This window comes from Nocardia sp. NPDC058114 (assembly GCF_042884695.1).
GTDB lineage: Bacteria > Actinomycetota > Actinomycetes > Mycobacteriales > Mycobacteriaceae > Nocardia.
In genome coordinates, this window is the sequence record NZ_JBHVTK010000004.1 from 22,269 (window position 1) to 43,608 (window position 21,340).

Below are 21,340 nucleotides of genomic sequence, written 5' to 3' on the forward strand. Positions count from 1 at the left end.
CCATTTCGGCGACGCGAGTCTATCGCGGGAAGGGGTAGAACGCGAAAACGGGTGGTCAGGTGGTGCGGGCGGTGATGAGGGTGGCGGTCATGGCGGCGATGGCGAAGCGAGGTTTCACGTTGAGGTCGAGGGCTTCGCGGCAGGCCAGGACGGCGTCGATGCTGCGGAGCAGGCCTTCGGGGCGGACGTTGGTGGCGAGGTCGGTGATCTCGTCGGCCATGTCGGGGTGGGTGAGGGTGATGGGGGTGCCGCGGCCGGCGAATCGCATGGCCAGGGCGTCGCGGTACATGCCGGCGATGTCGATGAGGGCGCGATCGAGTGCGTCGCGGCCGGTGCGGGTGGCGCGGGACTTCTGGCGGCGTTCGAGGTCTTTGAGAACGCCCGCCGAACCGCGGGTGGCGGACGCCGAGCCCTTGCCGGTGCCACCCGCGCCGAGAGCGGTGGCGAGTTCGTCGCGTTCGCGGTCGTCGCGATCGGCGCTCATCAGTTTGGCTTCGTCGTCGGCTGACTTCACCAGTTCGTCGGCGGCGGCGTAGGCGGCGCCGGGGCGCTCGGTCGCGGTGACCAGAGCGAGGGCGCGCTTGCGTCGCTGGCGAGAGTCCTCGTCGGTGGCGAGGCGGCGGGCTCGACCGACATGGCCGCCGCTGATCGAAGCAGCCCAGTCGGCGGTCTTCGCGTCGAGTCGGTCGCGCTCGCGCAGGACCTGGGCGATCGCGGGAACGGTCGGTGTCACGAGGTGAACGTGCCTGCACCGCGAGCGCAGGGTGACGGAGATGTCCTCGGGGTCGACGGTGGGAGCACACAGCAGGAAGACAGTGCGGTCCGGCGGTTCCTCGACCACCTTGAGCAGCGCGTTGGCGGCCCCCTCGGTGAGGCGGTCGGCATCTTCGACAACCACGACCTGCCAGCGACCGGTGCTCGGGCGACGTGCCGCGATCTGCACTATGGCCCGCATCTCCTTGGTGCTGATGCTCAGCCCCTCGGGGATGATGCGCCGCACGTCACCGTGGGTACCGGCCATCGTGGTGGTGCAGGCATGGCACTGCCCGCACCCGACGGTCTCGGGATCGGTGCATTGCAGCGCCGCCGCGAAACACAGCGCCGCGACAGACCTCCCCGAACCGGGAGGCCCGGTGAACAACCACGAATGCGTCATCGCCCCGGTGACCACACCGGCCCGCGCCGCCTTCGCGGCAGCGGCCAGCTCGGTCTCGACCACGTCCTGGCCGACCAGTCGATCGAAGACACCTGCCACGCGCTACACCCTAGCCGCGGGGTCCGACAGGATTCACCGAGGCCGGGCGGGCGCACGGGCGAGCGATCAAGCCTCTTCTGCCCCAGCGGATTTCGCGGCGGCCTTCTTGGCCGGAGCCTTCTTCGCTGCCGTCTTCTTCGCGGTGGACTTCTTCGCCGCGGTCTTGGTCGCCGTCTTCGTCGCCGTCGACTTCACCGCCGCCTTCTTCGCGGGCGCCTTCTTGGCCGCCTTCTTCGCGGTCGTCTTCTTCGCCGCCTTCTTCACCGGCCCACGCGCCCGGCGATCGGCCAGCAGTTCGGACGCGCGTTCGTCGGTGATCGACTCGACCTCGTCGCCCTTGCGCAGGCTCGCGTTGGTCTCGCCGTCGGTGACGTACGGGCCGAAACGACCGTCCTTGATCACCATCGGCTTGTCGGTCGCCGAGTCCTTGCCCAGCTCACGCAGCGGTGCCGCGGCCGCGGCCTGACGCCCGCGACGCTTGGGCTCGGCGTAGAGCTTCAGCGCCTCCTCGAGGGTGACCGAGAACAACTGATCCTCGGTCGCCAGCGAACGGGAATCCGTACCCTTCTTCAGGTACGGGCCGTAGCGGCCGTTCTGCGCGGTGATCTCCTCGCCCGAGGTGGGATCGTTGCCGACCACGCGGGGCAGCGAGAGCAACATCAGCGCGTCGTCGAGGGTGATCTCGGCCAGGTCCATCGACTTGAACAGCGAACCGGTGCGCGGCTTGACCTCCGCGGCCTTCTTGGTCTTCTTCGCGGGCGCCGCGTCCGGTTCGGGTGCGGGCGGTTCCGGCAGCACCTCGGTGACGTACGGGCCGAAACGTCCTTCCTTGGCGACGATTTCGTTCCCCGACACCGGGTCGACGCCGAGCGAGCGCCCCTCCTGCGGCGTCGAGAACAGCTTCTCGGCGACCTCGGGCGTCAGCTCGTCGGGCGGCAGATCGTCGGGCAGGTTCGCCCGCTGCGAGATCCGATCCCCCTCGGGGTCATCGGGATTGATGATCATCCGCTCCAGGTACGGACCGAAGCGGCCGACGCGGACCACGACATCGCGGCCCTCTTCGTCGACGAACATCTTGATCGAGTTCACTTCGCGCGCGTCGATGTCGTCGAGCTGCACGGAGACCATCTTCTTGAGGCCACCGGACCGCGCGACCGAACCCTCGGCGCCGGATTCGCCACCGAAGTAGAAGCTGGACAACCAGTTTCCGCGTTGCTCGCGTCCACCGGCGATGGCGTCGAGGTCGTCCTCCATCGCGGCGGTGAAGTCGAAGTCGACGAGTCGACCGAAGTAGGCCTCGAGCAGGCCGACCACCGCGAACGCCACCCACGCCGGGGCCAACGCGCTGCCGCGCTTGTAGACGTACCCGCGATCGAGGATCGTCTTGATGATCGAGGAGTAGGTCGACGGGCGGCCGATGCCGAGGTCTTCCAGCGTCTTGATCAGCGAGGCTTCGGTGTAGCGGGCGGGCGGGTTGGTGCTGTGGCCGTCGGGAGTGAGCTCGACGGCCGTGACGCTCTGGCCCTCTTCCAGTGCGGGCAAACGGGATTCGGCGTCGTCGGACTGGCCGCCCGCCTCCTCGTCCACGCTCTCGACGTAGGCCTTGAGGAACCCGGCGAAGGTGATGGTGCGACCCGAGGACGAGAACACACACTCCTCGCCGGTCCGCGCGGTGCCGGTGATGCGCAGGGTCAGCGTGGTGCCGCGCGCGTCGACCATCTGCGAGGCGACCGTGCGCTGCCAGATCATCTCGTAGAGCTTGAACTCGTCGTTGTCGACCTTCGAGGCCAGCTGACCGGGCGTCATGAAGGTGTCACCCGAGGGACGGATCGCCTCGTGTGCCTCCTGCGCGTTCTTGACCTTGCGGGTGTACTGGCGTGGCGACGGCGAGACGTACTCCGCGCCGTAGAGCTGGGTCGCCTGCGAGCGAGCCGCCGCGATCGCCGACTCCGACAGCGTCGTGGAGTCGGTACGCATGTAGGTGATGTAGCCGTTTTCGTACAACCGCTGCGCGACCCGCATCGTGCGCTCGGAGGTGAACCGCAGCTTGCGGCCCGCTTCCTGCTGCAACGTGGAAGTCATGAACGGCGGGTACGGCTTGCGCGTGTACGGCTTGGCCTCGGCCGAGCTGACCTCGAGCGCGGCGCCGTCGAGCGCCTCGGCCAGCCTGCGGGCATAGGCCTCGTCGAGCACGACGACACCGGTGGCCGACTTGAGCTGACCGTCGGAACCGAAGTCACGACCGGAGGCGACACGGTCGCCGGAGACCTGCACCAGGCGCGCGCCGAACGTGCGCGGGTTGGTCGAATCAGACTTCTCGTCGGGACCCGCGTCGAGCTTGGCGGCGATGTCCCAGTACCCGGCGGAGCGGAACGCGATGCGCTCGCGCTCACGCTGCACGATCACCCGGGTGGCGACGGACTGCACGCGACCGGCGGACAGCCGCGGCATGACCTTCTTCCACAGCACCGGGGAGACCTCGTAGCCGTAGAGGCGGTCCAGAATGCGACGGGTTTCCTGGGCGTCGACCAAATCGTTGTCGAGCTCGCGCGTGTCGGCGGCGGCCGCGAGGATGGCGGGCTCGGTGATCTCGTGGAAGACCATCCGGCGAACCGGGACCTTCGGCTTGAGCGTTTCGAGCAGGTGCCAGGCGATGGCCTCGCCCTCACGGTCGGGGTCGGTGGCGAGGTAGAGCTCGTCGGCGTCGGCCAGCAAGCTCTTGAGCTCGGCGACCTTGGCCTTCTTATCCGGGTTCACCACATAGATCGGCTCGAAGTCGTGATCGACGTCGACACCGAGGCGGGCCCACGCTTGCCCCTTGTATTTGGCGGGCACGTCGGCGGCACCGCGCGGCAAGTCGCGGATATGGCCCACCGAGGCCTCGACCGTGTAGTTGCGACCCAGGTAGGGCGCGATCTTGCGGGCCTTGGTCGGCGACTCGACGATCACGAGACGACGCAGGGGTCGGCCCTGGTCGGCTGAACTGCGGTCTCGTGTTGCCACCGGCGAACACCTTCCTTCTAGATCCGCGCGTCGGGAGGTCCGCTCGGTGCGCGGCTGGGGCAGACGGCGACGTTCGGACATCACCACCAGTGACGTTTATACCCTGCGCACTTGGGGTAGAGGCATTTGCGGCGTTTCACGACGCGGGCGCTGTCCTGGGCGATGGTACCCGGAAATGACTCGTCCCCCTCCTCCGCATGCGGAGGAGGGGGACGAGGCGTTGTTGTGTTCCGCAGCTCAGGAGAGCGCGCGAACGCCGGTGGCCTGCGGGCCCTTGGTGCCCTGGCCTACCTCGAACTCGACCTTCTGGTTTTCCTCGAGGGTACGGAAGCCCGTGCCCTGGATCTCCGAGTAGTGGACGAAGACGTCAGCGGAGCCGTCCTCGGGCGCGATGAAGCCGAACCCCTTCTCCGCGTTGAACCACTTCACAGTTCCCTGTGCCATTCTGTTTCCTTCTCTTTCTACCGGAAACGGCGGACAACTGGGTTCGTCCACCGGGCCCGTTCCGACCGCTGTACTGTTGGTCCCCCTGCAAGGAAATCCTGAGCACGGCGTTCGCAACAACGATCCTGCTGATGGTTTGGACCTTGGATCCGTCCCTCGAACACAGAAGCTTGCGACCGAGACCCAGTGAACCATGTCTCTGCGCAATTCGACAGTCGAGTTACCGACTATTTGCAAAATTCATGATCTTGCGAATGTGCAGGTAAGGGACAGATTGGGTGTATCCGTACTTTCGGTCTGTTTGCTTCTTGATAACCGAGTGAGCTTCCAGCAAACATGCTGTGACCCAGATCGCTACTGGGTTACGAAATCCCAGGTAGTGGTTGTCGCACACACACGTTTCACACTTCGCGTGTCGCGTGAGAGAAGGACTGGATGAATCCGACAGACCGGACCGAGGTCCGAGAGCACGATACGGGCGAGAGCTATGGGCGATCGTTGCTCAATCGTGTCCTGACCGAGGCGGCTGCCGGCGGCAACCCGTTGACCCACATCGCCGAGCTGCCCGCACGGCGCGCACACACCACCGCGTGGCCGGAATGGGTGCCATCGGAGCTGGTCACAGCCCTGGACGCGCAGGAGATCACGCTGCCGTGGGAACACCAGACCCGCACGGCCGATCTCGCGGCGACCGGAAACCACGTCGTGGTGAGCACGGGAACCGCGTCCGGGAAATCGCTCGGTTACCAGTTACCGGTGCTCACCGCGCTGCACGACGACCCCCGCGCCACCGCGCTGTATCTCTCCCCCACCAAGGCACTCGGCGCCGATCAACTCCGCGCCGTCGGCAGCCTGATCCACGACAATCCGCTGCGAGAGGCGCATCCGGCGAGCTATGACGGCGACACTCCCGCCGAGGTCAGACAGTGGGTGCGGGCCAACGCCCGCTGGATCTTCACCAATCCCGACATGCTGCACGTCGGGATTCTCCGTTCGCATCAGCGCTGGGCACGGGTGCTGCGCAACCTGCGGTATGTGGTGGTCGACGAATGCCACGCATATAGAGGAGTGTTCGGTTCGCACGTCGCGCTGGTGTTGCGAAGGCTGCGTCGGCTCGCCCGGTTCTACGGCGCCGACCCGGTGTTCATCCTGTGCTCGGCGACCAGTGCCGATCCGGCCGCGTCGGCGAGCAGGCTGATCGGGGCGCCGGTGGCCGCTGTCACCCAGGACGGGTCGCCGCGCGGCGCCCGGACCGTCGCCCTGTGGGAACCGCCGCTGAGCGCGATGCGCGCCGGTGAGAACGGAGCACCGGTGCGGCGCACCGCGACCAGCGAGGCGGCCAAGATCATGGCGGCGCTGGTGGCCGAGGGCGCCAGGACACTGGCCTTCGTTCGCTCGCGGCGCGGTGCCGAACTGATCGCGCTCGATGCCCGTCGCGTCCTCGCGGAAACCGCCCCCGAGCTGCAGGAACGGGTTGCCGCCTACCGGGCGGGCTATCTGGCCGAGGACCGGCGGGAGCTCGAGCAGTCGCTGTCGCAGGGGACATTGCTCGGCGCGGCGAGTACCAACGCACTCGAACTAGGCGTCGACATCGCGGGCCTCGACGCCGTGGTCATCGCCGGTTTTCCCGGAACGGTCGCCTCGTTCTGGCAGCAGGCCGGGCGGGCGGGCAGACGGACGCAGGGTTCGCTGGTGGTGCTCGTGGCTACCGACGACCCGCTCGACACCTACCTGGTGCACCACCCGCAAGCGCTGCTCGACCGGCCGATCGAGGCCACCATCACCGACCCGTACAACCCTTACATCCTCGGCCCCCAACTGCTGTGCGCCGCGATGGAGCTGCCGCTCACCGACGAAGAGGCGAGCGAGTTCAGAGCCGACGAAGTACTCGCCGACCTCGCCGATCAGGGCCTGATCCGGCGCAGGCCGGGCACCCGCGGCGCGGGTGCGCGCTGGCACATCACCGCGCACACCCATCCGCACGACGACGTGGATGTGCGCGGTGGACTCGGCTCGCCGGTCGCGATCGTCGACGCCGAGACCGGACGCCTGCTCGGCACCGCCGACGCAGGCCGGGCACCCGCCACGCTGCACACGGGGGCTGTCCATCTACATCAGGGCGAGACCTATCTGGTCGACGAACTGGACCTCGAGGGTGGTGTCGCGTTCGTCAACGAGGTGGATCCCGGCTTCACCACCAGTTCCCGGCAGATCACCTCGATCACCGTTCAGGGGGTGATCGAGGAGCGCGTGTTCGGCGCGGTCACGGCTGCATCCGCGCAGGTGGCGGTGACAAACCAGGTCGTCGGCTACCTGCGGACCCTGGTGACCGGCGAGGTGCTCGACCAGGTGGAGCTCGATCTGCCCGCGCACACCCTGCACACCAAGGCCGTCCTGTATACCGTCACGCCCCCGCTGCTCGCCGCCGCGGACATCTCCGACGAACAGCTTCCCGGCGCGTTGCACGCCGCCGAGCACGCCGCCATCGGCATGTTGCCGCTGGTCGCGGGCTGCGACCGGTGGGACATCGGCGGTGTCTCCATCGCCGAACATCCCGATACCGGCGCGCCGACGGTGTTCGTCTACGACGGCCAGCCCGGTGGCGCCGGGTTCGCCGAGCGCGGATTCGCCCAGCTCACGGACTGGTTGTCCGCCACGCTGAGCGTGATCCACAGCTGCGCGTGCCAGGACGGCTGCCCCTCGTGCGTGCAATCGCCCAAGTGCGGAAACGGCAACAACCCCCTGGACAAGGACGCCGCCGCGCGCTTGCTGGCCGCCGTTCTCGGCGAGCTGCGGGCTCATCGGGAGCTACCTGCGGATTCATGATGTCCGCACGCTCGCGGCGTGACCGGCGAGACACCGCACTCGAAGAATGTTGGTCACTCGTCCGAATTACTGCTGACCAGCAGCGATATGTCAGCCGACGCCCCGTGTCCGAATAAAAAGGACCACTCTTCTATTAACTGGCACATAGCCAACTGGAGCCACGGGCGCGATTACATCGTTTTTTTCATTTTTTTCTCGCCCAGATCAAAGAATGCGCATGAAATAGCGCATAAGCACTTCCGGTTAATTCGAATTGGTTCGGCGCGGAACAACCACCGGCCAGTGATAACACTTGCGCGTCACTCATTCTCTTCCACCGGACCCGCCCGTGCCGAAGCCTGCACAGTGCGCATACCGAACACTCCCGCTGACACATTCGCCTCGACATCTACAACAACATCCCACTGCGCGACCGAGCACCGCCGTACTCGAACCCCCATCCGCCGGGCGATCTCCCCGGCCTCCCCACATGCCGTCTCCGCGCTCTCCGCCAAGAGACCCGCCGCGGCCAGCGCGCCCAGATCCGCGGCCCCCTGCGCCCGATGCCGAGCCACCACCGCTACACCCACCTGGCCCACCAGCAACGTCAGGCAGATCAACCCCGCCAACGCCACACACACGAACGCCGTTGCCCCGCCTCCATCCGCCGTGAACCACGACGACCTACGATCCTTCGACCCGCACGGTTTCACTTCTCGAGCCGTTCCCTCCGCCGGCACCTGCGCATCGCTGTCACGGATCCACTCCCGGCTCGGTGACGGCTACCGCTTCGGCGCGAAGGCGCAGGCCGGGCAGGAGTGGAGTGTTCGCGGCGACGGTGGCGACCACCCGATCGCCTTCGGTGCGGAGTTCGACGGTCGCGCCCGATGGGGCGACAGATCGTCCCGCGGTGATCGCGCGCGAGGTGTCACCCCGGGCAGCGAGGCGGGCGGTCTCGCGGGCAGCATCGGTGCAGCGGACCTGGGTGGATCCTGCGAGCAGTGCGCCGACGCACAGGGCTACGGCGCATACCAGGGCCGCGAGTGCGATGGCGGCCTCGACCGTCACCGCACCCGCGTCGGCCCCGAGAGTGCCGGTGTCGCAGCGGTTTACACGCTCGTGTTGAGTGCCTTGTCGATGATGCCGGTCAGCGCGTTGACAATGCTGTCCCCGGTGACGACCCCGTAGAGCACGGCTCCGAAGGCCGCCGCGGCGATAGTGCCGATCGCGTACTCCGCCGTGGACATGCCGTCGTCCTCGAGCAGCAGACGCGTGATGCGAGTGCGGGCCCCCAGGTATACCGCGTGCGCGAACGTCATCGTGATCCCCTCTCTGGTTGCACCGCGCGGCTGATCCGCGCGGTGAAGTTTCGGTGGCCCCGTCGCAACCGGTCACAGCAGCCCACCGCCGCCGAGCACGCGATCGGCGAGGCCGATAACGACCGGCACGATGCCGAGGCAGACGAAAGCGGGCAGGAAGCACAGGCCGAGCGGGCCACCGATCAGCACGCCGGCACGTTCGGCGCGCGCGACGGCAGCGTCCTCCACGGCTTCGCGGCGTTGCGTGGCGAGTTCGCCGACTGCCGCGGCCAGCGAGGCGCCGGAGCGCGCCGAACGACGAGCCATCCTGGCCAGCGACTCCACGTCATCGGCGCCCGCCGACCCCACCGCATCGGCGGCCGCCCGTTCCCATGCCGTCGCCGCGTCGGCGCCCAGCGCGAGAAGGTCTGCGGCCCTGAGCAATGCCGCCCGAAGAACCGGCGGCGCTGTCGTCGCGCTGGCTCGCGCGGCCGCGGCCATCGGCAGTCCCGCTCGGAGACACGCGGCCAGTAGATCGAACGCGGACGCCGACCCGAGCGGGTCGACCTTCGCGGTGTCACCTGCCGTCCCGGAGACGCCGGCCGTCGTCGGACCGAGCGCACGCACCCGTCGACTGACGGCCACTCGCCCTGGTAGCAACACAATCGCCACGGCCGCGATCAGCAACGCCCCCGGCGCAGCAGCACCATCCATCCCCTGCACAGCAAATCCCTTCCTCGAAGTTCGGTCCACACCCATCCACACCCCGATCCGAACTGTCCCACGCGGGGCACCGCGATCAGCGCGTGGTCATGGTCGGTGATCACATCTGTCCACAGGCATTCGGCGACTACTCCCGCCCTGCCGCCGGGCCGTGACGCACGCCGAGTGCGGCTGCGCTCTTGCGGCGGCGCACATTTGTCCACAGGGCATCCACACGAGTTGTCCACTACCGCCGTCCGTTCGACACCGTCCGGTGCGGATCAGGCGGTGCTCTTACGGGTGATGACATCTGTCCACAGCAGTCCACAGCAGGCGAGGGCGGCGCCCAGCGGGAGAAGTAGTTCCCCAGCCGGAGCAGCGAACAGGATGGTGAGCGGGGCAGCTCCCATCAGTTGTCCCAGGCCGATGCCTACCAGGGGAAGGCCGGCCAGGACGGTGGCCGATGCTCGGGCGCCGGCCAGTGCGGCTTCGGTGCGGTCGCGAAAGCGGATGCGTCCGAGTAGGTCGGACCTGGCGGCGGCGAGTAGTTCCGCCAGCGCCAAGCCGTGCTCTTCGGCCACCCGCCAGGCCGCGGCGACTCGCGACAGTTCCTCGGCGACAATCGAATCCGGCTGGACCCAACCGTCGGCTCCGGAACCACCGAGGCGGCTGCGGCCGGCACTGATCGCCAGTACGCGCGCCGCTTCGCCGCGCGACTCGGCTGCGGCGGATTCGGCCGCCGCGCTCGGGTGGGCGCCCACGCGGAGCTCCCCGACCACAGCTTCGAGGCCGGCCAGGAGGTAGCCGCATTCGCGCCGCCGTTCGCGGTCACCTCGACCACGCCGTTGACGGACCGCCACAGTGGTTCCCAGCATCAGTGCGGCCGACCCGACGCCGGGTCCGAACATGAACGCCGTGCACCCCAGCGAGATTCCTGCACACCACTCCACAGGCACGCGTTGTCGCGCAGTGCTCCCGCTCGGCGCGAACAGCCGGGTGAACCGTCGTTGACCGCCTGCCACAGGCAGCACCAGCACCGCGATCGCGCAACAGAGCAACGCACTACCCATGAGGCCGCCTCCTCCACACCGAAACCCGCATCTCGTTCGCCACACTCGTCGGCGGCGGCTCCGAGCTCTACCCGCGGCGATCGCCGCTCCGCCTCGCCGACCACCGACCACCGCCCGGAATAGCGCGTAGACCTGTGAAGCCAGTTCCCCGCCCCTGTAATTCGCTCATGGCGACACGAATCCCCCGGAGCCACCACCGCATACGCAACCGAGTTACTCATCCGAGACGCACCTCGAGCAGCCGGTGGAGTTCGCCGGTCGCGGGAGTCGGGTGGTCGTCCGCCCGCCAGGCGGGGGTGATGTGGACTCCCTCGAAATCACGGTGCAGGACCCCGATTTCGTGGAGAGCACGGGTTCCGTCGGAGCGGCGCCGAACGTGCAGGACTACCTGGACGGCGGCAGCCAGCTGGCTGTGCAGGGCCGCCCTGTCCATCCCGCCGAGCGCCGCCAGTGCCTCCAGGCGCGCCGGAACTTCCTGGGGCGAGTTGGCGTGGACGGTCCCCGCACCGCCGTCGTGGCCGGTGTTGAGGGCCGTCAAGAGATCGACGACTTCGGCACCACGGACCTCTCCGACGACGATGCGATCCGGGCGCATCCGCAGGGCCTGACGGACCAAGTCGCGCACCGTAACAGCGCCTACCCCCTCGACATTGGCCGTCCTGGCAACCAGCCGAACAACATGTGGATGGACCGGAGCGAGCTCGGCGGCGTCCTCCACGCAGACGATTCGTTCGGCCGGGTCGACGGCGGCGAGCAGGGCCGAGAGCAAAGTAGTCTTTCCCGCTCCGGTACCTCCCACGACCAGGAACGCGAGGCGGGCGCGGACGATGTCGCCGAGCAGACGACGGGCGTCCGGAGGAATCGAACCGGCGGCCGCCAGCGCGTCGAGGCCCTGGGTCGCGGGGCGGAGGATGCGAAGGGACAGGCATGTGCCGTCGTGGGCGACGGGGGCCAGTACCGCGTGGAGTCGAACGCCGAACGCGTCGCCCAGCGTGGCTTCGGTTCCGGCGAGTTTGCCGTCGACCCAGGGTTGAGCGTCGTCGAGGCGGCGGCCCGCGGCCGAGGCCAAGCGCTGGGCGAGGCGGCGAACCGCGGCTTCGTCGGCGAAGCGGACATCGGTCAACTCCAGGCCGCGGCCACGGTCCACCCATACCGCATCCGGCCCGGTGACGAGTACATCGGCGACCCGAGGATCGTGCAGCAACGGCTCCAGCAGCCCCGCACCGGTCATCTCGGTCTGCAACAGGCGCAGGGCCCGGAGCAGATCGGTGTCGGCAAGCACCCCGCCCGCTTCCGTACGGATCGCGGCCGCCAGCTGCGCGGCATCTGGCACGCCCGGATGCTCGGCGAGGCGCTCACGGACGCGTTCGAGGAGGTCGACGGTCACAAAGGAGGTCATGTCGCGCCGGCTCCGTCCATCCGAAGGGCCGCACGACGGATGGAGCGCCGGGCGCTGACGGGGGTAGTCATCCCTCGGCTCCGACCATGGCGAGGACGGCGTCAGCGGCGTCGCGCAGGGGGCCGCGCCGGCGGACGCTCAGGCCACCGCGTTCGAGACGGGAGGCGAGGCCGGCCTGCCCGCGGACCGCGGCGAGAAGGGGCAATCCGAGAAGTTCGGCGACTTCCGCGCCGCGCAGTCCGCCGGGCGCGGGACCACGGACGACCAAGCCGCGGTTGGGGTTTCGTTCTCCGAGATAGGCCGAGACGACTTCGGCCGCGGCGATGGAGCGCAGTCGGGCCGGTACTACGAGGACGACCAGATCGGCGGCGTCGAGCATCGCGTCGGCCGCCGGGCCACGCTCGCACGACACATCACAGACCACGAGATCTCCTGCGTCCCTGCCTGATTCGATGACCGCACGGACCGCCGCCGGCGCCAGCCCGACGAACGCGTGCCCCACGGAAGCCGAGTCGGGCCGTGATCGCCCCGGACCCACCCCGGTGGCGGGTCGCGCTCGGCCGCAGGACAACACCGCCAAGCCGGGAGCCCCGACGGGCAACGCGTTGTGCAGCGCCGCAGCCGACACCCGTCCGTCCTCGATGATCAGGTCCGGCCAGCGCAGGCCCGGCACGTTCTCCATGCCCAAGACCAGATCTATCCCACCGTCGAGCGGGGCACCGTCGATCAGCACCGTGTCGTGACGCACCCGCCGCGCGGCCCCGCGCAGCGCGGTCGCCGCGGCTAGCGTGGATGCGCCGGCACCTCCTCCCGCGCCGACCACCGCGACGACTATCCCTTCACCCGTGCGGGATTCGGCGTGTTCGGCGAACTGTTCGACCAGTGCGACAGCCGCCGTGGGCAATGCGACAACACGTTCGGCACCCACCGCCGTCGCCGCTTGCCAGTCGGGCACGGCAGGTTCCCCCTCGGTGACCAGGACGACGCCCGCCCGCCGCGGGAATCCGCCGACGGCGGCGGCAACAGCGGCGGCGGTATCGAGGATGACCATGCCTGCCCCGGCCCACGCATGCCTGCCGACCGGCATCACCCGTTCCTCGGTGACGCGCTCGGCGGCCGCCGCGACTCGACGCACCTCCGCGCGTAGCCGTTCATCACGCACGAGCACGAGAGCGGGCGCGATCTGTGGCGGGCCACCGCGCATCGGGACTGGGTTCATGCGACTCAGCGTTGCCGAGCGAGGAGTTCATCAACACCCCGAAAACACCGATTGTGGATAACTCGGGGGTGTGGAGAACTTTGACGATCGTCCTGAAAATAGAGGACGGCCCCAGCCGGGGGGGAGGAGGCTGGGGCCGTCGGGTTCAGCCCCGGGGGGTCGGGCTGAACGCGCCTGGACTAAGTCCAGGTGCCAGCAATACTACACCCACCCCCTGCCGCGGGCGCAAGTAGCATTCGCCGACATTCTTCGGCGATTCGCGCCGCCCGGCGTCCCCGGGGCAAACCCTTTTCCACGGTGCGGGCAGTCGATCCTGCGGTGCGCGCAGGTCGTGCCTATCCTGTTGACGTGACGCCAGAACGCGACCAGACCTCGCCTACGGACACAAGTCTCGGCAAAACGGGCCGAGCCCCGGTGCCGGGCGGGCGCGTCGCCGCGTTCTTCGACCTCGACAAAACGGTGATCGCGAAGTCGAGCGCTTTCGTCTTCAGCAAACCGTTCTACGCGCAGGGTCTGCTCAACCGCAGAGCCGTGTTGGAGAGCAGCTACGCACACTTTTTGTTCCTGCTTTCCGGTGCAGATCACGACCAGATGGAACGGATGCGGGCAAACCTCGCCAACATGTGCGCGGGCTGGGATGTGGAGCAGGTGAAAACCATTGTGGCCGAGACTCTTCACGATCTGGTCGACCCGCTGATCTACGCCGAGGCCGCCGATCTGATCGCCGATCACAAGATCCGCGGCCACGATGTGGTGATCGTCTCGGCCTCCGGCGAGGAGATCGTCGGACCGATAGCTGAGGTGCTCGGCGCCTCGCACACCGAGGCGACCCGGATGGTCGTCGAGGACGGCAAGTACACCGGCGATATCGAGTTCTACTGCTACGGCGAGGGCAAGGTCGCCGCCATCGAGAAGCTCGCCGCCGAGCAGGGCTACGACCTGTCGCGGTGCTACGCCTACTCCGACTCGGTGACCGACGTGCCGATGCTGAGCACCGTAGGCCACCCGACCGCGGTGAACCCCGACCGCGCGCTGCGCAAGGAGGCGGCCAGCCGCGGCTGGCCGGTGCTCACGTTCTCCAACCCGGTGTCGCTGTGGTCACGATTCCAGGCGCCGTCGACCACCACTGTCGCCGCGACGGCGGCCGTCGGACTGAGCGCGATCATCGCCGGCGCGATCAGCTACCGACTGCTCCGCAAACGACGCTGACCGGCCGCTTGCAGCACGAATCTCCGAGTGACACGCCGAATTCATCGGGATTCGGTTATGCCCGCGAAACCCTTGATGTGAGTGCCATCACAGTGTAAGAATGGAGTCACGGAAGGACGGAAGGCCAAGACGGAGCCGGAAGAGAAGGTTTCGCCTCCCATCCCACCCTTCCCAGCACGGACACCAGGCACCCACGCGGAGCGCGCCGCGACAAGGCCGAAAGAGTTGTGGGCCTGCGAAATTCGAGCCAACGTCGGCGAACGCCTCGCACAGGTTGCGGGGATGAACCGGCGGGGCTGGGATGATCGCCGAGGCCACCGAACACAACCCACCCTGCACGCTTGGTAACCGGGTGTTCCGTGCTAGCGGGCGGTGAGGTCGAGCAATCGACAACGCCGCCCGTTTCGATGTGTACGGCCGGTTCAGCCGGCCGCCGCGTCGGCGATCGAGTTCGCCTCGCGGGCCCCGTCTTCCAACGCGCCCGCGCAGAACAGCACCCAGCCACCCACGCCCTCCGCGGTGCCCATGCCGAATCCGGCGGCCGCGTCGAGGTAGGCCTGTCGGCGGCGCAGCCAGAACACTTCGGGCACGCCGAGGCTGTGCGGGTCGAGTCCGCTGGATACCGCGACCAGTCGCGAGGCAGCGCGCGCGACGACACCGTCACCGGTGCCGAACGGGCGCAACGACAGCAGCTCGCCGTGCACGATCGCCGCGATCACCGGGGCGGGCGCCTTGCTCGACTGGACGGTTTGCGTGAGCATGTCGAGCCGCTCGGCGACGCCGGGAGTCGAGCGCGGGCGACCGAGTTCCTGCCCGTCGGTCACCAGGTCGGCGGCGGCGAGCAGGTGCAACCGGGCCAGCGCCTGCAGAGGCGCGCGCCGCCAGGTGCCGACGAGATTGGTGAGCGCGTCGCCGTCGAGCGCCTGACCCACCCGCAACGCGCCGGCCAGCACCGGGTCACTGACCTGGCCGTCGGCGGGCAAGTCGGTGCTCGCGCCTTCGATGGCCGCCGAGGAGCGGGCGGCCCGCACGGCGGCTTCGGCGGCGGTGGTCGCCCAGCCACGCCGGTTCGACTTGTGCCGATGCACGGCCGCGAGCGCGTCGCGCGCCTTGTCGGCGGCCTCGCGCACGCCGGGCAGGTCGACCAGGGGCTGGAGCGGATCAGTCACGGCATGGAGGTTACCGCTCGTACAGTGCGGCCCCCACGGTCACATACAACCCGCGCACCGTCGGCCAGCTGCGATCCGGCCACGGCACCTCGGCGAGCCGCTTGGCTGCCGGGGTCACTGCCCTGCGCCGCCGCGCTTCCCGCTCGGCCAGCCGTTCAGCATCGATTCGATCCACCGGCGTCTCCAACCCCGCGATCCAACCCGCACCACCTCGGACGAATCCACGCTACGCCGATGAGCCGGGCTCTCGAAGAGTTTCGAGAGCCCGGCCGGCACCCTTACCCCGTGAGCAGCTCGCGACCAGGAATCGCCTCGAGCAATGCCCGTGTGTACTCCTCGCGCGCAGATGCGAACACCTCGTCCGTTGTGGCCGCCTCCACCACCTTCCCCTCGCGCATGACCAACACGTTGTCCGCGATCTGCCGAACAACCGCCAGGTCGTGAGTGATGAACAAATACGTCAGCCCCAGTTCGGCCTGGAGGTCGTTGAGCAAGGTGAGGATCTGAGCCTGGACCAGGACGTCCAGCGCCGAGACCGCCTCGTCGCAGACCACCATCTCGGGCGAGAGGGCCAGCGCGCGGGCGATCGCCACCCGCTGACGTTGCCCGCCCGACAACTCGTTGGGATAGCGCCGCAGCACCGACGCAGGCAGCGACACCTTGTCGAGCAGGTCACGCACCACCGCTTCGCGCTCGGCGGGAGTACCGATCTTGTGCACCCGCAGCGGTTCCTCGATCGTGCGGAAGATCGAGTACATCGGATCGAGCGAGCCGTAGGGATTCTGGAAGATCGGCTGCACCCGCCGCCGGAAGGCGAACGCGCCCTTGCTGTCGAGCTTCGCGACGTCCTTGCCGTCGAACTCCACGGTGCCCGACGTCGGTTCGAGCAGGCCGAGCACCATCTGCGCGATGGTCGACTTGCCGGATCCCGACTCACCGACGATCGCGGTGGTGGTGCCGCGACAGACCGTGAAACTCACCTCGTCGACGGCCACCAAGTCCGTGGACAGCCACGGCCGCTTGCCGCGAATCTTGAACGCCTTGGACAGGTTTCGCACATCGAGCACGGTGTCGGGCACTGCGTCGGATGCTTTCTCGGCGACAGCCACTTCGACAGCCTGCGCGCGCACTTCGGCCCGCTGCCGCGACGACGACATCCGCGATGCCGCCAGCGACGGCGCCGAGTTCACCAGCTTCTTGGTGTACGCATGCTGCGGATCGCGCAGAATCTGCAGTGCGGGACCGGATTCCACCACCTTGCCGCGATACATCACCACCAGGTGCTCGGCCCGTTCCGCGGCGAGGCCGAGGTCGTGGGTGATCAGCAGCACCGCGGTCCCCAGCTCGGTGGTGAGCTGTTCGAGATGGCCGAGGATCTGGCGTTGCACCGTGACGTCGAGCGCCGAGGTCGGCTCGTCGGCGATCAGCAGTTTCGGCCTGCACGACAGGCCGATCGCGATGAGCGCGCGCTGGCGCATACCACCGGAGAACTCGTGCGGGTACTGGTTCACGCGGCGTTCGGCATCGGACATACCCGCCTCGGCCAGCAGTTCCACCGCGCGTTCGCGGGCCGCGGCGCCGGTGGCGATACCGTTGGCCACCAGGGTTTCCCGAATCTGGAAGCCGATCTTCCACACCGGGTTCAGGTTCGACATCGGGTCCTGTGGAACCAGGCCGATGCCGTTGCCGCGGATGGCGACGATCTCCTTCTCCAACGCTTTCGTCAGGTCCTTGCCGTCGAACAGGATCGAACCGCCGGTGACCCTGCCGGTGCCGGGCAGCAGGTTGATGATGGCGTGCGCGGTCGTGGACTTGCCCGAGCCGGATTCGCCGACGATGGCGACGGTTTGCCCGGGGTAGACGGTGAGGCTCACGCCGCGGACGGCGGGGATCTCCTTGCCGTCGGAGGTGAAACCGACATCCAGGTCCCGGATTTCGAGCAGGGGCTCGGGCGCGGATTTGTCGAGGCTCATCGGGTGCGCTCCTTCGGATCGAGCGCGTCGCGCACCGCGTCGCCGAGCATGATGAAGCTCAGCACGGTGATGGCCAGCGCGGTCGCCGGATAGAACAGGATCGGCGAGGTACGGATCTCGGTCTTGGCGCGGTCGATATCGGCGCCCCAGGACACGATGCTCGGAGGCAGACCGACGCCGAGATAGGACAGCGTCGCCTCGGTGACGATGAAGACGCCGAGCCAGATGGTGGCGACCACGATCAGCGGACTCGCCGAGTTGGGCAGCACGTGTTTCATCAGCGTGCCGAGACGCGACACGCCCAGCGCCTTCGCGGCGGTGACATATTCGCTGTTCTTGGCCTCGATCACCGCGCCACGCGTGATGCGCGCGGCCTGCGGCCAAGTGAAGGCCACCAGGATCGCGACGACCGTCATGATCCCCGCGGGCCGCAGCAGCTGCAGCAGCACGATCGCGGCCAGCACCATCGGAATGGCGTAGAAGATCTCGGCGATGCGCGAGACGATCGTGTCGAGCAGCCCACCGTAGAAACCGGAAATCGCGCCGAGGATGCCACCTACCAGCAGGAACAGCATCGCCGATGCGATGCCGACGCTCACCGACGCACGCGCGCCGTATACGGTGCGGGCGTAGACATCACAACCCTGCTTGTCGAAGCCGAACGGATGACCCTCGCGCGGGCCGTCCATGCCGAACTCCCCCAGGCACAACCGCGGGTCCTGGCTGGTGAACAGCGACGGCCACACCACCACGAGCATGACGAACACGATCAACACCACCGAGACCAGGAACACGGGGTTTCGGCGCAGTCGCCGCCACGCGTCGCCCCAGATGCTGGTCGGGGTGCCCTGGTCCAGGACACGGTCGGTGGCGAGCACCTCCACCTCGTCGGCGGGGGCCACGAAATGCTGTTGCTTGTCATGCATAGCGGATCCTCGGGTCCAGTGCGGCGTAGAGCAGGTCGATCACGAGGTTGACGATCAGGAACACCACCACCAGCACCGTCACGAACGACACCACCGTAGGTGGCTCGCCGCGGATGATCGCCTGGTACATGGTGCCGCCGACGCCGGGAATGTTGAAGATGCCCTCGGTGACGATCGCACCCGCCATCAACGCGCCGAAATCGGCACCGAGAAAGGTGACGACCGGGATCATCGAATTCCGCAGAATGTGCACGCTCACCACGCGTCGGCGCCCGAGCCCTTTGGCCGTCGCCGTGCGAACGAAGTCGGCGGATTTGTTCTCCGCCACCGAGTTTCGGGTCAGCCGCAGCACATAGGCGAACGACAGCGAGCCGAGCACGAACGCGGGAACGATCAACTCGCTCAGGCTCGCTTTACCCGTGACAGTAACCGGGGCGATCCCCCATTTCACACCCAGAAAGAATTGCGCGAGATAACCGACGACAAACACCGGCAGCGCGATGATCACCAGGCTCGCGATGAGCATGGTCGAATCGAAGAGCTTGCCCTTTCGCAACCCGGCGATCATGCCGAACAAAATGCCGAACAGGCCTTCGATGAACACGGCGAGAAACGCCAGCCTGATGGTGATCGGGAAGGCGCGTTCGAGTTCTTCGCGGACCGGTCTACCCGAGAACGAGGTGCCGAAATCTAAAGTCAGAATTCCCTTCAAATAATGCAGGTACTGCACGATGAAAGGCTGATCGAGGTGATACCGGGCGCGCAGTACCGCCTCGGCGGCCGGCGTCAACTGTTTCTCGCCGGCCAGCGCCTTGATCGGGTCACCCGGAATCAGAAAGACCATTGCATAGATGAGCAGCGTCGCGCCCAGGAATACCGGGATCATCTGGAGCAGACGCCGAACTACGTACCAAGCCATCGTTTCCTCCGAAAACGACCGGGGCCGAGCCACTTCGCAGTGGCCCGGCCCAGCTGTCGAGTTCTATTTCTCGATGTTCTCGAAGTCGAACAGGCCGTTCCAGGTGAGCTCGGCCTTGGTGACCTTGTCCGAGCGACCCGCGTTGGCGACGTAGTCGAACACTGGGATGTCCGCCATCTCCTTGATCATGATCGCCTGCGCTTGCGCGATCAGCTTGTAGGAATCCGCCTGTGTGGGGGCGGCGAGGGCGGCGTTGAACAGCCGGTCCACCTCGGGATTGTTGTAGTTGACGTTGTTGGTCTCGGAGAAGCTGTAGTACTGCGAACTGAGGAACTGCATCATCGTGGGGTAGTCGCCCTGCCACCCATAGCGGAACGCGGTACCGATCGTCTTGGCGTTCACCGCGTCGCGAATGTTCTTGAACGTCGGCATCGGGTTGGCGACCGCGTCGATGCCGAGGGTGTTCTTCACGCTGTTGGCGACAGCTTCGATCCAGGCCTGGTGGCCGCCGTCGCTGTTGTAGGTGATCTGGTACTGACCCGACCACGGCGACATCGCGTCGGCCTGCGCCCACAGTTTCTTGGCCTGGTCGGGGTTGTAATCGAACACTTCCGCACCCGGCAGGTTCGCGTCGTAGCCGGGCAGGGTCGCGGCGGTGAAGTCGCGCGACGGCGTGCGCGTGCCGTTGAAGATCTTGTCGATGATCTGCGGGCGGTTGATCGCCATCGAGATGGCCTTGCGGCGCAGAATGCCTTCCTCGCCACCGAAATGCGGCACGGTGGTCTGGATGCCGATGTGCTGGTTCTGCGCGGTCGGCTTGGTGATGGCACGGTCGCCGAGATCGCTCTCGTACGTGGTGATCGCGCTGTCGGGAATGGTGTCGAGTGTGTCGAGATTTCCGGCCTGCAGATCCGCGTACGCGGTGTCGTAGGACTGGTACATCACGAATCGCAGGCCCTTGTTCTTGGCCGGGCGGCCACCGGGATAGTCCGGGTTGGGCGTGAGATCGATCTTCACGTTGTGTTCCCACGAACCGAACGCGTAGGGACCGTTGCCGATCGGCTTCTCACCGAACGCCTTCATATCCTTGAAAGCGGCATCGGGCAGCGGATAGAACGGCGCGTAGCCGAGCGCGCTCTCGAAGTCGATCGAGGGCGACTTCAACTCGACGGTGAAGGTGCGGTCGTCGACAACCTTCAAGCCCGACATCGTCTTGACGGTGGGATTCTCGGCACTCACCTCGTCGAACCCGGCAATCGGGCTGTACACGTAGCTCTGCAGCTGCGCGTTGTCGGCGAGTGCGCCGTAGTTCCACGCGTCGACGAACGATTTCGCGGTGACCGTGGTGCCGTCGGTGAACTTCCAATTCGGCTTGATAGTGATCTTGTACGACTTCCGATCAGCCGTCTCGATCTTCTCGGCCACCTCGTCGTGGGCCTCACCGCTGGCGTCGTAGTACTTCAGCCCGGCGAACAAACGGTCGACGACGCGGCCGCCCATGTTCTCGTTGGTATTGCTGGGCACCAACGGATTCTGCGGCTCGCCCGCATTGGTGGTGACGATGCTCGAATCAGCACTGTCGTCGGACGAGCACGCGGTGAGACCGAGGCTTGTGGCCGCCAGTCCCGCCGCGACCAGCGCGGTCGCTCTGATGAATCTCAACGCTCTCTCCCGGTTCAATTCCGTGGCTAACGGTCGGAGGTTAGCGGCTCCGGCTGGATTTTTCAGCGATCCGAGCCATTTTCAGTTCACATGTATCAGTACGGTTACTCGCTGGAAACGCAGGAAAAATTGCCGAGCCCCTCGCTCTCGGCAGAAAAATATGAACAAATATCGGGAACGCTCAGCTGAACCGTTGAGTAAAAACGATAGCTCGCGACCGTCCGGTCTGTCCGGCGAAGTCATCGGATGAACTAGCCCTATTGACCGCCGCGAAACATCGTCACGAC

The 21,340-nt window shown here is 67.2% G+C and carries 18 protein-coding genes; 2 read left to right on the forward strand and 16 right to left on the reverse strand.

Annotation, left to right across the window (positions count from 1 at the left end):
- Positions 1–55: 55 nt before the first annotated feature.
- The 3 genes from ACFVVI_RS16255 to ACFVVI_RS16265 all read right to left on the reverse strand — a co-directional run bounded on the left by ACFVVI_RS16255 (position 56) and on the right by ACFVVI_RS16265 (position 4,702).
- Positions 56–1,255 carry a DNA polymerase III subunit delta' gene (locus tag ACFVVI_RS16255; protein WP_387445905.1) on the reverse strand — a complete coding sequence of 400 codons (1,200 nt, stop codon included), beginning with the start codon at positions 1,253–1,255 and terminating at the stop codon, positions 56–58.
- 66 nt (positions 1,256–1,321) lie between these two features.
- A complete protein-coding gene (gene topA / locus ACFVVI_RS16260; protein ID WP_378996389.1) occupies positions 1,322–4,258 on the reverse strand; it encodes a type I DNA topoisomerase in 2,937 nt (978 codons plus the stop codon).
- 237 nt (positions 4,259–4,495) lie between these two features.
- Positions 4,496–4,702, reverse strand: a complete 207-nt coding sequence (locus tag ACFVVI_RS16265) for a cold-shock protein (protein WP_019044597.1) — start codon at positions 4,700–4,702, stop codon at positions 4,496–4,498.
- Between the two features lie 435 nt (positions 4,703–5,137).
- Here ACFVVI_RS16265 and ACFVVI_RS16270 point away from each other — a divergent pair, with 435 nt between their 5' ends.
- Entirely contained in the window at positions 5,138–7,528 is a 2,391-nt protein-coding gene (locus tag ACFVVI_RS16270; protein WP_387445906.1) for a DEAD/DEAH box helicase, read from the forward strand.
- Between the two features lie 299 nt (positions 7,529–7,827).
- Here the strand turns inward: ACFVVI_RS16270 and ACFVVI_RS16275 are convergent, their stop codons facing one another.
- The 7 genes from ACFVVI_RS16275 to ssd all read right to left on the reverse strand — a co-directional run bounded on the left by ACFVVI_RS16275 (position 7,828) and on the right by ssd (position 13,195).
- Positions 7,828–8,247 carry an Rv3654c family TadE-like protein gene (locus ACFVVI_RS16275; RefSeq protein ID WP_387445907.1) on the reverse strand — a complete coding sequence of 140 codons (420 nt, stop codon included), beginning with the start codon at positions 8,245–8,247 and terminating at the stop codon, positions 7,828–7,830.
- 13 nt (positions 8,248–8,260) lie between these two features.
- The gene (locus ACFVVI_RS16280; RefSeq protein ID WP_378638781.1) at positions 8,261–8,575 is read right to left on the reverse strand and encodes a TadE family type IV pilus minor pilin; all 315 of its coding nucleotides are present in this window, start codon (positions 8,573–8,575) and stop codon (positions 8,261–8,263) included.
- Positions 8,576–8,616: 41 nt separating this feature from the next.
- Entirely contained in the window at positions 8,617–8,826 is a 210-nt protein-coding gene (locus tag ACFVVI_RS16285; protein WP_378661791.1) for a DUF4244 domain-containing protein, read from the reverse strand.
- A 72-nt stretch (positions 8,827–8,898) separates the two neighbouring features.
- On the reverse strand, positions 8,899–9,519 hold the full coding sequence (locus ACFVVI_RS16290) for a type II secretion system F family protein (protein WP_387445908.1): 621 nt from the start codon (positions 9,517–9,519) through the stop codon (positions 8,899–8,901).
- Positions 9,520–9,788: 269 nt separating this feature from the next.
- The gene (locus ACFVVI_RS16295) at positions 9,789–10,577 is read right to left on the reverse strand and encodes a type II secretion system F family protein (protein ID WP_387445909.1); all 789 of its coding nucleotides are present in this window, start codon (positions 10,575–10,577) and stop codon (positions 9,789–9,791) included.
- Positions 10,578–10,794: 217 nt separating this feature from the next.
- Positions 10,795–11,976, reverse strand: a complete 1,182-nt coding sequence (locus ACFVVI_RS16300; RefSeq protein WP_387445910.1) for a TadA family conjugal transfer-associated ATPase — start codon at positions 11,974–11,976, stop codon at positions 10,795–10,797.
- A 67-nt stretch (positions 11,977–12,043) separates the two neighbouring features.
- Positions 12,044–13,195, reverse strand: a complete 1,152-nt coding sequence (gene ssd, locus ACFVVI_RS16305; RefSeq protein WP_387445911.1) for a septum site-determining protein Ssd — start codon at positions 13,193–13,195, stop codon at positions 12,044–12,046.
- A 414-nt stretch (positions 13,196–13,609) separates the two neighbouring features.
- On the opposite strand from ssd, the gene ACFVVI_RS16310 reads away from it, so the two are divergent.
- A complete protein-coding gene (locus tag ACFVVI_RS16310; protein ID WP_387446167.1) occupies positions 13,610–14,404 on the forward strand; it encodes an HAD-IB family hydrolase in 795 nt (264 codons plus the stop codon).
- 422 nt (positions 14,405–14,826) lie between these two features.
- Here ACFVVI_RS16310 and ACFVVI_RS16315 read toward each other — a convergent pair whose 3' ends face one another.
- The 6 genes from ACFVVI_RS16315 to ACFVVI_RS16340 all read right to left on the reverse strand — a co-directional run bounded on the left by ACFVVI_RS16315 (position 14,827) and on the right by ACFVVI_RS16340 (position 21,053).
- Positions 14,827–15,573, reverse strand: coding sequence for an oxidoreductase (locus ACFVVI_RS16315; protein WP_378996368.1), 747 nt, complete (start codon positions 15,571–15,573; stop codon positions 14,827–14,829).
- A gap of 10 nt (positions 15,574–15,583) precedes the next feature.
- Complete coding sequence (locus tag ACFVVI_RS16320; RefSeq protein WP_266297608.1) at positions 15,584–15,748, reverse strand: hypothetical protein; 165 nt, start codon at positions 15,746–15,748, stop codon at positions 15,584–15,586.
- Between the two features lie 103 nt (positions 15,749–15,851).
- Positions 15,852–17,546, reverse strand: a complete 1,695-nt coding sequence (locus tag ACFVVI_RS16325; RefSeq protein ID WP_387445912.1) for a dipeptide ABC transporter ATP-binding protein — start codon at positions 17,544–17,546, stop codon at positions 15,852–15,854.
- The gene (locus ACFVVI_RS16330; RefSeq protein ID WP_378994305.1) at positions 17,543–18,472 is read right to left on the reverse strand and encodes an ABC transporter permease; all 930 of its coding nucleotides are present in this window, start codon (positions 18,470–18,472) and stop codon (positions 17,543–17,545) included. Before ACFVVI_RS16330 ends, ACFVVI_RS16325 begins: the two co-directional genes overlap by 4 nt.
- Positions 18,465–19,391, reverse strand: coding sequence for an ABC transporter permease (locus tag ACFVVI_RS16335; RefSeq protein ID WP_378994308.1), 927 nt, complete (start codon positions 19,389–19,391; stop codon positions 18,465–18,467). Before ACFVVI_RS16335 ends, ACFVVI_RS16330 begins: the two co-directional genes overlap by 8 nt.
- A gap of 63 nt (positions 19,392–19,454) precedes the next feature.
- On the reverse strand, positions 19,455–21,053 hold the full coding sequence (locus tag ACFVVI_RS16340; RefSeq protein WP_387445913.1) for an ABC transporter substrate-binding protein: 1,599 nt from the start codon (positions 21,051–21,053) through the stop codon (positions 19,455–19,457).
- Positions 21,054–21,340 lie beyond the last annotated feature (287 nt).

Coding starts and splice junctions, on each gene's coding strand:
- ACFVVI_RS16265 (WP_019044597.1), bottom strand. CDS start 4,702: ATGGCACAGGGAACTGTGAAGTGGTTCAACGCGGAGAAGGGGTTCGGC.
- ACFVVI_RS16270 (WP_387445906.1), top strand. CDS start 5,138: ATGAATCCGACAGACCGGACCGAGGTCCGAGAGCACGATACGGGCGAG.
- ACFVVI_RS16285 (WP_378661791.1), bottom strand. CDS start 8,826: ATGACGTTCGCGCACGCGGTATACCTGGGGGCCCGCACTCGCATCACG.
- ACFVVI_RS16290 (WP_387445908.1), bottom strand. CDS start 9,519: ATGGATGGTGCTGCTGCGCCGGGGGCGTTGCTGATCGCGGCCGTGGCG.
- ACFVVI_RS16295 (WP_387445909.1), bottom strand. CDS start 10,577: ATGGGTAGTGCGTTGCTCTGTTGCGCGATCGCGGTGCTGGTGCTGCCT.
- ACFVVI_RS16300 (WP_387445910.1), bottom strand. CDS start 11,976: ATGACCTCCTTTGTGACCGTCGACCTCCTCGAACGCGTCCGTGAGCGC.
- ssd (WP_387445911.1), bottom strand. CDS start 13,195: ATGAACCCAGTCCCGATGCGCGGTGGCCCGCCACAGATCGCGCCCGCT.
- ACFVVI_RS16325 (WP_387445912.1), bottom strand. CDS start 17,546: ATGAGCCTCGACAAATCCGCGCCCGAGCCCCTGCTCGAAATCCGGGAC.
- ACFVVI_RS16330 (WP_378994305.1), bottom strand. CDS start 18,472: ATGCATGACAAGCAACAGCATTTCGTGGCCCCCGCCGACGAGGTGGAG.
- ACFVVI_RS16335 (WP_378994308.1), bottom strand. CDS start 19,391: ATGGCTTGGTACGTAGTTCGGCGTCTGCTCCAGATGATCCCGGTATTC.